14 protein-coding genes and 1 tRNA gene are annotated in these 12,477 nt (G+C 59.5%); 7 read left to right on the forward strand and 8 right to left on the reverse strand.

The annotated features are described in order from the left end of the window. Positions 1–62: 62 nt before the first annotated feature. The 5 genes from NKF26_RS03680 to NKF26_RS03700 form a co-directional block, all read right to left on the reverse strand. Positions 63–869 (reverse strand): ZIP family metal transporter, encoded by an 807-nt coding sequence (locus tag NKF26_RS03680; RefSeq protein ID WP_253225393.1) that lies wholly within the window; start codon positions 867–869, stop codon positions 63–65. A gap of 344 nt (positions 870–1,213) precedes the next feature. Further along, positions 1,214–1,471, reverse strand: a complete 258-nt coding sequence (locus tag NKF26_RS03685; protein WP_253225394.1) for a hypothetical protein — start codon at positions 1,469–1,471, stop codon at positions 1,214–1,216. Between the two features lie 269 nt (positions 1,472–1,740). After that, positions 1,741–1,905, reverse strand: a complete 165-nt coding sequence (locus tag NKF26_RS03690; RefSeq protein ID WP_253225395.1) for a hypothetical protein — start codon at positions 1,903–1,905, stop codon at positions 1,741–1,743. Between the two features lie 163 nt (positions 1,906–2,068). After that, complete coding sequence (locus NKF26_RS03695) at positions 2,069–2,869, reverse strand: lamin tail domain-containing protein (protein WP_253225396.1); 801 nt, start codon at positions 2,867–2,869, stop codon at positions 2,069–2,071. Positions 2,870–3,259: 390 nt separating this feature from the next. Further along, positions 3,260–3,411: transfer RNA gene (locus tag NKF26_RS03700), tRNA-Met, on the reverse strand. A 192-nt stretch (positions 3,412–3,603) separates the two neighbouring features. Between NKF26_RS03700 and NKF26_RS03705 the strand changes: the two genes are divergently transcribed. After that, the gene (locus tag NKF26_RS03705; RefSeq protein WP_253225397.1) at positions 3,604–4,770 is read left to right on the forward strand and encodes a hypothetical protein; all 1,167 of its coding nucleotides are present in this window, start codon (positions 3,604–3,606) and stop codon (positions 4,768–4,770) included. Positions 4,771–4,820: 50 nt separating this feature from the next. Here the strand turns inward: NKF26_RS03705 and NKF26_RS03710 are convergent, their stop codons facing one another. Continuing rightward, on the reverse strand, positions 4,821–5,183 hold the full coding sequence (locus tag NKF26_RS03710; RefSeq protein WP_253225398.1) for a DUF5830 family protein: 363 nt from the start codon (positions 5,181–5,183) through the stop codon (positions 4,821–4,823). Positions 5,184–5,269: 86 nt separating this feature from the next. On the opposite strand from NKF26_RS03710, the gene NKF26_RS03715 reads away from it, so the two are divergent. Beyond that, positions 5,270–5,917, forward strand: coding sequence for a TVP38/TMEM64 family protein (locus tag NKF26_RS03715; RefSeq protein WP_253225399.1), 648 nt, complete (start codon positions 5,270–5,272; stop codon positions 5,915–5,917). Here the strand turns inward: NKF26_RS03715 and NKF26_RS24040 are convergent. Continuing rightward, positions 5,911–6,033: an HVO_2523 family zinc finger protein gene (locus NKF26_RS24040; RefSeq protein WP_255359056.1), complete on the reverse strand. Its 123-nt coding sequence runs from the start codon at positions 6,031–6,033 to the stop codon at positions 5,911–5,913. The two genes, NKF26_RS03715 and NKF26_RS24040, sit on opposite strands and share 7 nt — an antisense overlap. Positions 6,034–6,214: 181 nt before the next feature. On the opposite strand from NKF26_RS24040, the gene NKF26_RS03720 reads away from it, so the two are divergent. Genes NKF26_RS03720 through NKF26_RS03735 form a run of 4 tightly spaced genes read left to right on the forward strand, consistent with a single transcriptional unit; the run spans position 6,215 to position 8,826 of the window. Then, the gene (locus NKF26_RS03720) at positions 6,215–6,697 is read left to right on the forward strand and encodes a PGF-CTERM sorting domain-containing protein (protein WP_253225400.1); all 483 of its coding nucleotides are present in this window, start codon (positions 6,215–6,217) and stop codon (positions 6,695–6,697) included. 2 nt (positions 6,698–6,699) lie between these two features. Next, positions 6,700–8,226 carry a molybdopterin-dependent oxidoreductase gene (locus NKF26_RS03725; protein ID WP_253234003.1) on the forward strand — a complete coding sequence of 509 codons (1,527 nt, stop codon included), beginning with the start codon at positions 6,700–6,702 and terminating at the stop codon, positions 8,224–8,226. A 40-nt stretch (positions 8,227–8,266) separates the two neighbouring features. Continuing rightward, complete coding sequence (locus tag NKF26_RS03730; RefSeq protein ID WP_066141447.1) at positions 8,267–8,542, forward strand: winged helix-turn-helix domain-containing protein; 276 nt, start codon at positions 8,267–8,269, stop codon at positions 8,540–8,542. Then, complete coding sequence (locus NKF26_RS03735) at positions 8,539–8,826, forward strand: hypothetical protein (protein ID WP_066141450.1); 288 nt, start codon at positions 8,539–8,541, stop codon at positions 8,824–8,826. The genes NKF26_RS03730 and NKF26_RS03735 overlap by 4 nt, the downstream gene beginning before the upstream one ends. A 51-nt stretch (positions 8,827–8,877) precedes the next feature. On the opposite strand, the gene NKF26_RS03740 is transcribed toward NKF26_RS03735, so the two are convergent. Beyond that, entirely contained in the window at positions 8,878–11,961 is a 3,084-nt protein-coding gene (locus NKF26_RS03740) for an adenosylcobalamin-dependent ribonucleoside-diphosphate reductase (RefSeq protein WP_253225402.1), read from the reverse strand. A gap of 349 nt (positions 11,962–12,310) precedes the next feature. On the opposite strand from NKF26_RS03740, the gene NKF26_RS03745 reads away from it, so the two are divergent. Further along, a complete protein-coding gene (locus tag NKF26_RS03745; RefSeq protein ID WP_253225403.1) occupies positions 12,311–12,475 on the forward strand; it encodes a hypothetical protein in 165 nt (54 codons plus the stop codon). Positions 12,476–12,477 lie beyond the last annotated feature (2 nt).

Here is a 12,477-nt window from a genome sequence, read left to right on the forward strand (position 1 = left end):
CCGGTCTGAGAACCCGTGTTTTTCGTGAAGGACGGTATCAGTGGGCGGGTTTGCAACAGGGTTCAGATGAACGCCAGTGGGAGCATCAACAGCACGCCCAGGGTGAGCCCTGAAACCAGTTCGCGGTGTCCATCTCCCGGTAGGCTCTGCCCGACTTCGAGCGCTTCGGGGATGAACTCCGAGAGGACGAGGTAAATCATGGCACCCGCGGCGAATCCGAAGCCCATCGGAAGGAACCCGCGTGCGCTACGCACGAAGTAGAAGGCGATGACCGCACCGATCGGTTGCGGAAGGCTGGAAAAGACCGACCACCAGACCATCCGCCACTTTCCCACGCCCATCGCGTTGAGCGGGATGGAAATGGCGACCCCCTCCGGGATGTTGTGAATCGAGATGGCAGCGGTCATGAAGATGGCGAGCAGGGGAATCACGAATCCGTCGAAGTGGTAGCCGCCTTGGAATCCGAGGTCCGCGAACGAGACGCCGATGGCGACACCTTCCGGAAAACTGTGGACGGTGAGAACGCCGAGGATGAGGACGAGTTTCTTGAAATCCGCCTCTTCGTACTTCTTCGGGTTCACGTCCGCCCCGGAGATGACGTAGTCGCTGACGACGACGAGTGCGACGCCGACCAGTAATCCGATGACGACGCCCTGTACACTGCCACCGTTTGCACTCGATAACCCTTCGGAGATAAGCCCGAAGACGGATGCCGAGACCATGATCCCCGATGCGAGTCCCCAAAGGACGACGTTCCAACGGTCGTTCACTTCCTGGACGAGAAAAAATGGGAGCGCACCAATACCGGTCGCCAGTGCCGTGATCAAGCCCGCGATGAACACCAACGTCAGATTCGCAAAGAGATCCATACTTCGGGTAGGTACTCGATGCGGTTAATAGTTATCATTCTAGTTACCATTTTTTGGTAGGCCTAAACTCTATAGGGCTATTGTGGGAACAACAGTTTAAGAATCGGAAAAATTACTTTCTTCATTCTCTGATATGTCTCGTCAAGCAAAACTCGTCGGAGGCAAAAGACGAGTGATCGACGACGAGAATCGATGGAAAACCGTCGGAAGATATTCGGTGTATCGAAACGAACCGGGAAAATCGAATGGAGAGGATTAGGGTAGATTCAGGGCGTGAATCCGGGGTATTGGAACGGGTTTGGAGTCCCAATGCAGGGGGCACGGGCGGTTCGTGTTCGTCGTCCTCAATCGCTCTTGTAGCCGTGGCCGACGAACATCGCGACGAGGTTGAGCACGAGGAGCGGGCCGAGCACGTCGATGGAGGGGGCGAGGCGACTCCCGTAGAGCAGGGGAAGATATCCGAACGGAAGCGCAACCGCCGACCAGAAGCCGACGAATTGGACCGGCATGAGGAGCTTTTTCACCGCCGTCCCGACGCCGTGCTGGTCGGGGAATTCGAAGTTCGATGCGCGTTCGTTCCGTAGCGTTGGAGGACTGGACATGATTTCTTCGGGATGTATTTCTCTCTATGACTGGAGGGGTCATATAACAGGCCGAGAGTAAACAGAAATTCACGACATTTCACCCGCCCGTGTCGATTTATCGACGTTTCATAACTCCTTCAAAAACGCTTAGACCTTTTATCATTCGATTAGAAACGATATCTCCAATCCGGTTCTGTATGGGGTGATAACTGACATTCTCGACTATCTCAACTGATTCATTCTGTATGAGGATAGATTACATTTCTTCCCGTTTGGTCGTGTACTGATCATTGATCGCTCTCCGTACCGTTCCAAAATCGGATCCCGTTCGGGCGGTAAACGAGGGATGGGGGAAACGTGGTCGATTGGAGGTTCACTTCGGAGACGACGAGTTCCGTTCGTGCCCCGTTATCGAGGAGTCGCCGACCGGCGTCGGCGAACAGGTGGCTCATGATCGATATGAGTCCTCGAACGAGCGACGATTCGAAGGAGTCGTCCGACGAAAAACAGAATCGAAGAAACTCCACCCACTGTTCGCATAATCGTCGTTGTCGGCCGTTTTCACGACGTCTCGCGTGAAAAAAAACGAACAAAATCGTCCGTTCTCAGCCGTTGTCAGCAGTTGTCCGTGCCACCGCTGTTCGAACTTGACTCCGAGCCGTTCGACGATGTGCTGATGTCGGAATCATCCGACCCGCTGGAACTGTCACTGGTGGTAGTGGTGGTGTCGTTCGATCCGTCGGAAGTCTCGTCGTCGGTAGTGGTCGTGGTCGACGTTGTTCCGTCGTCGGTAGTGGTTGTCTCGTTACCGTCTGTCGTAGTCGTGGTTGTCCCGTCGTTAGCGTCCGTCGTGGTTTCTTCGCTCGTTGTAGTGGTTTCCTCTTCCGTCGTGGTTTCTTCGCTCGTCGTACTGTCCTCTTCCGTGGTCGATGTCTCGTCGGTCGTCGTCGAGGTGTCGTCGCCACCGCCGGAACCACCGGATCCCCCACCGAACATGTCGTCCTCGCTGTTTGCGACTTCGTTGTCGTTGGAATCGAGGAGTGCAATCACGTCGCTGCGGTTCCGCTTGATGACCCGTTCGTCGAACGGCGGTTGGACGACGACATCGGCGTCGTCGACCGATACCGCACCGGAGGCGATTTTGATTATCCCCCCGGACCCGACCGTCGTCCCACTTGGAATCGTGCCGGTCTGGTCCACGCTGTCGTTTCCGTATTCGAAGTCGACGGTCCACCCGGAGAGATCGACCGATCCACCGCTATCGTTGTAGAAGGTGATGGTATCCTCGGTGGCCGATACGTTCAGCACTTCGAACGCCGGTGTGCCGTCCTGCTGTCCGAACGCCTGTGTTGCACCGCCGCCGATCGCGAGTGTCGCTCCTATCCCAGCAAGAACTGTTCTTCGAGTGGGCTCCATGATACATTCGCACCAACACAGATTATACACTTAACATGATTTGGTCACTGAAGTTCATATCTGCGGGAATATAATTTAGGGATGAGTTGACAACTTTAGCGATAACTTCCTAAAATTGAGCTCATTCCATTGAGTCAATAACGGTGCCATCCGGCGATATTGGGGTGGTATAGCGGATGGACATTTCGAATCAGAAACTAGACAATATTCTTCCAGGAATCTATTTTTGGATCGTGATGGGAAATAAAATCACGACAGATCACCGTTATGTGGTTCACCCGAGGGAGTCGCGTTTCGTGTCGAAAGAACCCGATGTACTAGCCGTTCGACATCATTACACGACCTACCACACCGACGGCTACGAAGGATTAGTTTTTCGTAAGAATACGATGCCCGGGGAGGGCTCCGAACCCTCGATCTCCGCATGTCCCAGATTCGAGACCTGGCGGGGTCTCTCGGGCGCATGGGAGGCTTCCAAGGCCTGAGCGCCAAATCTCAGAACCCTATGAGTGCGGCGCTATGTCCAGCTAAGCCACCCGGGCTCAATTACGGGTAGGCAACTGGTACTCTTTAAAGTTCCCATCTCGATTGAGGATGTGAGAGTGTCGATTGCCACCGCGTCGCTCGATTTTGTCCACGCGCGAACCGTCCCAGTTAGTGTTCGAGACGATATGAGTTTTCTCCCTGTCGTGTCTACCCATCGGTTTTAAGACATGGGCATGACCATTCCCATCATGAACGTTCCGGGAATCGTCCAGTCCAGCCTCGGTGACGAACACGTTGCCGCCAAAGTATCTCTCGGAGGGGAAGACACCCTCTACGTGACGCCGACGCGGACGCTCATTTACCGCGCCGACGGCTTGCTCAGCGACGAATCCGTCGAAGAATATCCGCACGACGCGGAGCGAATCACCGTCTCCGAAGGTCGACGGAAGTCCTCCATCACGCTCGACTACGGCATCGACGGCACAGAGCAGTTCAAAATTCCGTCCAAACGTCTCCACGATGCGCTTCATCCCGTCATCGCTGGCGTGCTGAACGGCGCAGGTGTCACCGACTCGAACGAACAAGTCCTCCAGACCTACCAATTCAGTGAATTGACACTCGTCCTCACGAGCGCGCGCGTCGTGAAACACGTCGGCGAGGCTATCTGGGATACGGACTTCGAGCAGTTCCACTTCGCGGACGTGACGCGTCTCGATGTCGAGGAAGGAAACGTCTCCTCGCAGATCATCATCGAAGCAGATGGTCGCCCACAGCGGATCAAAACCCCGACCGACCGGACGCGGGAGGTTCGTGAACGAATCGAGCAGGGACTGCTGTCCTACCACGACGTGGGAAGTTATGCCGAGTTCGAGCAACGCGTGACTCCCGAGGATCCGGAACCGGAACCCGACGAGAACGTCTCGCTCGAAGACGACGACGTGTTCGGCGGCGGCGTCAAACCCCTCGACGCGAACCCACCCGAACTGGACACCGAGGGGCAGATAATCGATACGCCCGGCGACGACCCGCTCGGCGACAGTGAACCGCAGACTACGACCGAATCACAAACTGCGGCTGAACCGCAAACGACGGCTGAATCACGAACCTCCACCGTCGCCGAAGCCGCATCCACCGAGGAAGCGTCCGATCGGACGGAGGCGACGGGGACGACAACGTCGAACACGTCGACTACGACGAGCGCGGTAGCGACCGAACCGGAATCCGAGGAACCCTCGTCGGACGAACCCACCGGATTCGCCGACTCGGGCTTCGAGTCCGCGAGCGAGAATCTGGACGACCCCGTCGAATCCCAACTCGCGGCGTTGACCGAAACGGTCGAACGACAGAACGAACTGCTCGAACGACAGCAGAAAACCATCGAGCAACTCATCGCCGAACTCAGTCGCGGACGGTAGGAACCTTCATCCGATTCCACCCTCGTTCGGTTTCCCTTCCTACCTGATTTCTATTCCCGCCCGGTTACCTTCCGGATGCAGGAGGAGCCGAACGGGCCGAGTTCGCCCGCGTCGAGGCGGATGAAATGGCCCGTCGAGATGCCGGTGCCACAGCGACGGCAGGTAAAATCGCCCTCCTTCGTCACGACTTGGCTCTCGAAGCGGACGAACCCACCGCCACTCGGTCGAATGATTCCGTTTTCTCGGTCGATGACGCCGCGTTTTTCGGCCTCGTCGAGGATCGTTCGCGTCGTCGTCGGGTCGGTCGTGATCGTCTCGATACGGTCCACCGCCTCCGCGACCGACAGTTCCGGTTGTTCTAGCTTGCTCAACAGTTCGACCCCCATCGCCACGGGGTCGGCGTCCGCGTCCATCGTTTATGGCTGTGATACGAAGCGGATTAAGCGTTGCGCGCTCGGGTGGAAAGAATTTAACCACTCCTCCGGCAACGATTGGTCAGATGGAACTTTCGGGGAATCGACGACAAGTAACCGGTATCGCGGTGGTCACGGTGGTCGTCGTCGCTGGCGTCCTTCTCTCGCCAAAATTCCTCATCGAGCAGGTAAAGCACGTCAAGCAGACGCCGATTCTCGCGGGCGGATTGTTTCTCGCCGTCTATCTCGTCCGCCCGATGTTCGCGTGGCCGACGACAGTGGTCGCCGTCGCCGTCGGCTACGTGTACGGGCCGGTCGTCGGATTTCCGGCCGCGCTCTGTGGGACCGTGATGAGTGCGTATCTTCCGTTCGTGGCGGCCCGGTACTTCCGCGTCGATTCGGGCATCTTCGGCCGCCTCGGTGACTCCGGAGAACGGTTTTTCGACACGACGGGAGACCTGCGCGGGATGATCGCCTCGCGTCTGTTTCCCGTCCCCTCCGATGCGGTCTCGGCGGCCGCCGGACTCTCGAACGTCTCCGATGGCTCGTTCCTCCTCGGAACGGCGATCGGCGAAGTGCCGTGGATGGTCGTCGCCGTCCTCGCCGGAAGTTCGCTGGACACGCTCTCGCTCGACGGGATCGAGGACAACTGGATGCTCATCGTCGCCGCCGCGCTCGGGGGGATTCTGTTGTTGGCCGGTCCCGCCTACCGGGCCTACACCGACGATCAGTAGAACGTGTCCGCACAGTCGTAGACGACGCCGTGTTGCGGGCAGACGTACTTGCAATGGCGATGCATCATCGACGCACCGCAAAACGGACAGGGCCGTCCTTTCGGCGTCTCTTCCATATTCGTAACACGAGCCCCGTGAGGTATCACGTTTTCCGTCGGTGGTGTCCGGGACGTGATCCCCACATCTGCACTGCATCTCGAATTTGGAAGTAATTTGGAAGAGAGTGGAAGACAGTGCGAAGGGAGTGGGGTTGGAGTTCGAAAAACGGCTATTTAGCGACGAGAACTCGATTCGGATATGCGATTCAAACACGCACTCGCAGTGGCTCTCGTACTGACCGTCTGTGCCGTTCCGCTCACGGTGAGCGCCGGAACGCCGGTCGATGACGTTTCCCCCGTTCAACTCGCCCAGAGTTCGACGACGACGGAGACGATGCACAACGGGACGATGGACGACGGCATGCACGACAACATGACGACCACGACCGACGAGATGGGTAACGACTCGATGGACGATGGCATGCACAACGGTTCGGATAACATGACCACGACTCACGAGATGGACGACGGGACGATGACGGACGACAACATGACGGACGACGAGATGACCGATACGACCGACGACAACATGAGTGACGACAACATGTCCGACACCACGACGGACGACACGATGAACGACGGGGAGAGCGGCGGTTCGGGCAACTCCCTCCCCGGATTCGGTATCGGTGTCGCGCTGGTCGCACTGGTCGCTGGCGCACTGTACATCGCACGGAACCGATAACCATGACCGACGACCTGCGCGAAACTGATCGAGGCGATCTTCCTGTCGTAGCGGCCGAGGGAGCGATCGCACTCCTCGCCGGAATCGCCGCCGTCGCCGGGTCGTACGCCGCAGTCGGGTTCACCCCGTCGTTCGTCGCCGCGCCGGTCAGCACGTTCGTCGTCGCAACCACGCCGAGCGCGGTCATCACGTGGTCGATACAGACGCTCGGGGACCTCGGCGACCAACTCGGGTTCCTGCTGGCGCTCACCCTGACCGTCCTGCTGTTCGCGGTGACGGCGGCCATCGGGACGCGAGCGGCGGATGCGATTCCCGCCCCCGTCCCTGCGTCCCTCGCGGTCGGCCTGTTCTGTGTTGTGCCTGCACTGGCGTTGACGGGCGCTCTCATCTCCGCGTTGGGGGCCGGAATCGGCGCCGGACTGGTCGTCGCCGCCGCATCGTTCGGCTCGACGGCTACAATCGGATCGGCCGGTTCGACCGGTTCTGGCACCGATTCTATTTCGGCAGCGCGGAGGAGTCTCCTCCAGGCTATCGCCGGGACCATCGCGATCGGTGGCATCGGTGGCGTACTCGGCTCTGGACGTGGCAGCGGTGGCGATACGCCGAAACCGTCCGGGCCGGTGGCCGCGGACGTGGGTTCGTTGCTCGCCGAAGCCGAGGACAAATCGCTCGCCGTCGGCGGACTCGAAGGCTTGGTGAGCGAGGATTTCTATCAGGTGGACATCAACAGCGTGGACCCCGTCGTCTCGGCCTCCGACTGGAACCTTCGGGTGACGGGTGCCGCTGAGGAGGAGTTGTCCTTCAGTCTCTCCGACCTCAAATCGATGGACAAAGAACATCGGTTCATCACGCTCCGCTGTGTCGGCGAGTCGCTGAACGGGAAGAAAATGGACAACGCGCTCTGGACGGGCGTGCCGATTTCGGCGCTATTGGACGGGACGATCGTTTCCGACGAATGCTGTGTCATGTTTCGGGCGGCCGACAACTACTACGAGGAGTTCCCCCTCGCGGCGCTCAAGGATGGCTTTCTGGCCTACGAGATGAACGGCCGACCGCTTCCCCGTAGCCACGGCTATCCGGTTCGCGCGCTGATTCCCGGTCACTGGGGCGAAATCAACGTGAAGTGGATCACCGAGATCCAGGTGTTGGAGCAGAAGGCGGAAGGCTACTGGGAGAAGAACGGCTGGCACGGGACCGGCCCGGTCAACACCGTCGCCAAACTCCACGCCGTCAACCATCTCGATGGTGGCAACGTTCAAGTCGGCGGGCACGCCTACGCCGGGACGCGCGGTATCGAGCGCGTCGAGGTTTCGACCGACGGCGGTTCGTCGTGGACCGACGCCACCCTCTCGGAACCGCTCCCCGGAACGGACGTGTGGCGACAGTGGGAGTACACGTACGAGCCGAGCGGCTCGCACGAAGTGGTGGTTCGCGCGACGGACGGTGAGGGGAACCGTCAGCCGAGGGAACAGGAGAACGCGTTCCCGAACGGGGCATCCGGGTGGGTGTCGAAGCGTATCGAGCCGTAGATATATCTGGCTGCATGACTCCCAACCAAGTGACCGTTCGATGGATAAGGCGCTCTGGTATCTACTCACAGCGACACGCGGCGGTGAAAATCGCGCGCGTATCATTCGCGCCCTCTCGGAGCGCCCACGAAACGCCAACCAACTGGCGTCGGAACTCGGCGTGGAGTACAAAACGATCCGACATCACCTCGACATGCTCGTCGACCACGGCGTCGTGGAACCGGGCGACAACGAGTACGGCAAACTCTACTTTCTCACCGACCGGTTCGAACACCATCGGGACGCATTCGAGGAAATCATGGAGCAGATAGAATGAATTCGATACAACTCGCAAGCGGACTCGCGGTCGTGAACATCCTCCTGCTCGCCGTACTGGTGGGCGTCTGGGTGCGAAGCTACCTGAAGTTCCGTACCGCGCTCGTCCTCGGACTGTTGGCCTTCGCCCTCGTGATGCTCGCCGAAAACGTCGTCGCCCTCTACTACTTCTTCGGCATGCAGATGTTCTACTCCGGAAATCCGGCGGTACAGCAAGCGGTGTTGGTGCTCCGGACGCTCCAGTTCGTCGCCCTCGTGTTCCTGACGTGGGTGACGGTGAAGTAGCGAAATCGAAAAAACGCAACCGAAAAATCGAATTCTATTCTCTCGACCTATCTACGAGCACTCGCTCCAGCCACAGGACTCGCAGGTCTTGCAGCCTTCCGAGAAGTACAGCGAGAGCGACCCGCACTCGGGACACTCCGGACTCTCACCCGCGTCGATGAGCGACTGGGAGGCGTCCTTCTCTTCCGCTTTCGCGGCACCGCCATCGGTTTCGGTGTCGTCGGCCGTCTCTTCGAGCGTCTTCTGTTGCGGGTAGGATGCCTTCTCGATTTCGCCGTCGAGGTAGCGCCGCATGGCGACGCCGATGGCGTCCGGGATGGAGTTGATCTGCTCGCCCTTGTCCCACGCGACCTTCGGGCTACGGATGCCCTGCAGGTCGGAGGCGATCTCGTTCGGATCGACGCCGCTACGCAGCGCGTAGCTGATGACCTTCGCCAGCGCTTCGGTGAAGGAGTTGGTGAACCCGCCGGAGTTGCCGATGGTGGCGAACAACTCGAACGGTTCGCCGTTCTCGTCCTCGTTGATGTTGACGTACATCTTGCCGTAGCCCGTGTCGACGCGCTGGGTTACGCCGTGAAGCACGTCGGGACGCGGTCGTTCCTTGGCGTACGCGCCGCCGGTGACGCCCTCGTCCAGGAGGTCGCCGAGTTCGTTGCCGAGTTTGGCTTGGACCTCCTCGTTCTTGATGAAGCCTTCGACGCCGCCGAAGACGGTCTCGATCTGCTCCACGATGGTCTCGGCCGCCTCCTCCTCGTCGGCGAATTCCGCGTTGTCGGCCCGCGTGGTGAGCACCTGCTTCGAGCGCGTGCCGTCGCGGTACACCGTGACGCCCTTGCCGCCGTGGTCGTAGATATAGCGGTAGACTTCGTCCATGTCCTCCTTGCTGGCGGAGTTCGGGAAGTTACACGTCTTGCTGATGGCCGAGTCCACACCCTTCTGGCAGGCACACTGGACTGCGGCGTGTTGCTTGCCGGTGAGGTCGCCCGTCACGACGAACAGTTCGCCGATGGCGTCCGGAACGGTGTCGAGTCCCTCGACGCCGGAGAACTCGTTGTTCGCCATCTGGTCTTGGGCCTCCTGTTTCACCGCTTCCATGTCGATGTCGTTCGCCTCCAGCGTGCGGAGGAAGTAGTCGTCGAACTCTACGAGCATCTCGTCTCCCTGCACGTCGTCGGAGACGTTCTTGTAGTACGCGACGTTGTAAATCGGTTCACAGCCACCCGTGGTGTTGCCGACCATCGAGGTGGTGCCCGTCGGCGCGATGGTGGTCGTGTTGTGGTTGCGGACCGCGAAGCCGTCCGTCCACTTCTCGGCGTCGAGGCCGGTCTGGCCTTCGAACCATTCGGGGTAGTCGGTCGGGTTCGCGTACTTCGAGTCCGACCAGTCGTTGAACGAGCCGCGTTCCTCCGCGAGTTCGTGGGAGGCCCACTTGGACTCGTGGTTGATGTGGGTCATCAACTGCTTGGCGATTTCGTTGCCCTCCTCGGAGCCGTAGCGGACGCCGAGTTGGATGTACAACTGGGCGAGACCCATGACGCCGAGACCGATCTTGCGCATGTCCCGAACCTTCTGCTCGATCTTTTCGACCGGGAAGTCGGACATCGTGACGACGTTTTCGAGGAATCGCGTCCCGTACTCGATGCGGTAGTCGAACTCGTCCCAGTCGATACCTTCGCGGAGGAAGGCATCGACGGCTTCCGAGAGCGACCCGTAGTCCTCGCCGTTGTTCTCGTACCAGACGCGCCAGTCCGGCGCATCGAGGTCGGCCAGCGTCGAGAGGTTGATATGGCCGAGGTTACAGGCTTCGTACTCTTCGAGCGGTTGTTCGCCGCACGGGTTCGTGGCGAGAATCCGGTGGTCCGGGTGTTTCTCGACGTCGAAGGAGTGTTCCTTGTTCACCCGTTCGAGGTAGATGATTCCGGGTTCGCCGTTCTCCCACGCACCGTCCACGATGCGGTCCCAGAGGACCTTCGCCGGAATCGAGAGCACTTCGCCCGGCGTGACGTAGTCGCCGAGGCCGAACATGTCGTACATCTCTTCCGTGTGTTCGGTGGCGACGTGGGGTTCTTCCGTCCGCGGGTTGGTGAAGACGAACTCCTCGTCGTTGTACAACGCGTCCATGAAGTCGTCCGTGACGCCGACGGAGATGTTGAAATTAGAGAGATGACCTTCGGCGGCGTTGCGGAGGTGCTTCGGCACGCGGCCGTCCTCGTCGATGAGTTCGCGGGCCTCTTCGAGCGCTTCCTTGAACGACGTGTGCGTGTAGTCGTCGGGGTCGTTCAGGCGGAGCGTGTTGGCGAGGCTCACGTCCTTGTTCTTCGCGTGGATGAACTGGATGACGTCGGGGTGGGAGACGCGCATGACGCCCATCTGTGCGCCGCGCCGGGCACCGCCCTGCGCGATGGTTTCGCACATCTGATCGTACGTGCGCATGAACGTGATCGGACCGGACGCGATGCCGCCGGTCGAACCGACGGCGTCACCGTACGGTCGAAGTTTCCAGAAGGCATACCCCATCCCGCCACCGGACTGGAACACCTCGGCGGCTTCCTTCGCAGTCTGGTGGATGTCCGTGATGTCGTCGCCCGGGGAGTCCACGAAACACGCCGAGAGCTGTTGGAGTTCGTCGCCCGCGTTCATCAGCGTCGGGGAGTTCGGGACGAACGAGAGCTGTCCCATCAGGTCCTCGAACTCGTCCCGGGCCGACTCCACGTGGTCGCGGATGTCCTCGGGAAGTTCGGGAACGACCGTGTCGTAGGCGAACTTGTTGACGTTGTAGATAGACAGCGTCGTCTCTTCGTCGTCTTCCGTCGTGGTTCCCTTCCCGAACACTTCCGCGGCGAGTTCGTCGCGGCGCGGGTGACCGGGCTTCAACTGCTCGGGCGTGACGGTGAGTTCGACGCCCTGCTTTTCGGACTCGTAGACGGCCTCCGCGAGCGCGATGTTCTTCGCCACGCGCGGGAACAGGTCGTCCTGTGATTCGACGAGGTTGCCGTCCGCGTCCTTGCGGAGATAGCGCGCCGGAAGGATGTTTTGATAGGCGTTTCCGGTCATCCGGTCCTCTAGCGTCTCTCCCCTCGTCCGCTTGACAGGAAGCGTGACCTCGTCGGCGTTCGCCTCGTGCGCGTCGCTCATGTACGCGCCACCACCGTTCGTTCAGTACTCTGCACGTCGATTCTCACTTGGTTTCGCACGTAGACCCGTTTCATTCGTGACGAAGAATCCATTTCTCCCAACCCCAATTAAGCTTACTTTCTTTATGTCAACTGTAGTTGAATAGTGATGCCTCTGCGATTTTTCTTCTTGCTATCTCTGAGTAACACGCCGAGCAATATAAGAGTGTTCAGACCGGAGCGAAAGTGACCGGAATGACGATATTTCCCATGGTAACGAGTCATTACCGTGCTTCCGTCTGTCAAGTCTCAACCGATTGAAAACCGACACCATCGATACGTTTACCAACTGGTAGGGTGTCATTTCGCACATGTTCCCCCTCGCCATCGAGCCCGTCGGTATCGTCGTCGCCATCGTCGCCGTCATCCTCCTCATCGCCGCCATCCGATTCGCGATCAGCATCCTCTTTCGCGTCGGTATCGTCGTCGTCCTCGTCGCCGCCGCGCTCTACGCGGCGGGCGTGCTGACGTTCTGATT

Origin of the sequence: Haladaptatus sp. AB618 (assembly GCF_024136965.1) — an archaeon.
GTDB lineage: Archaea > Halobacteriota > Halobacteria > Halobacteriales > Haladaptataceae > Haladaptatus.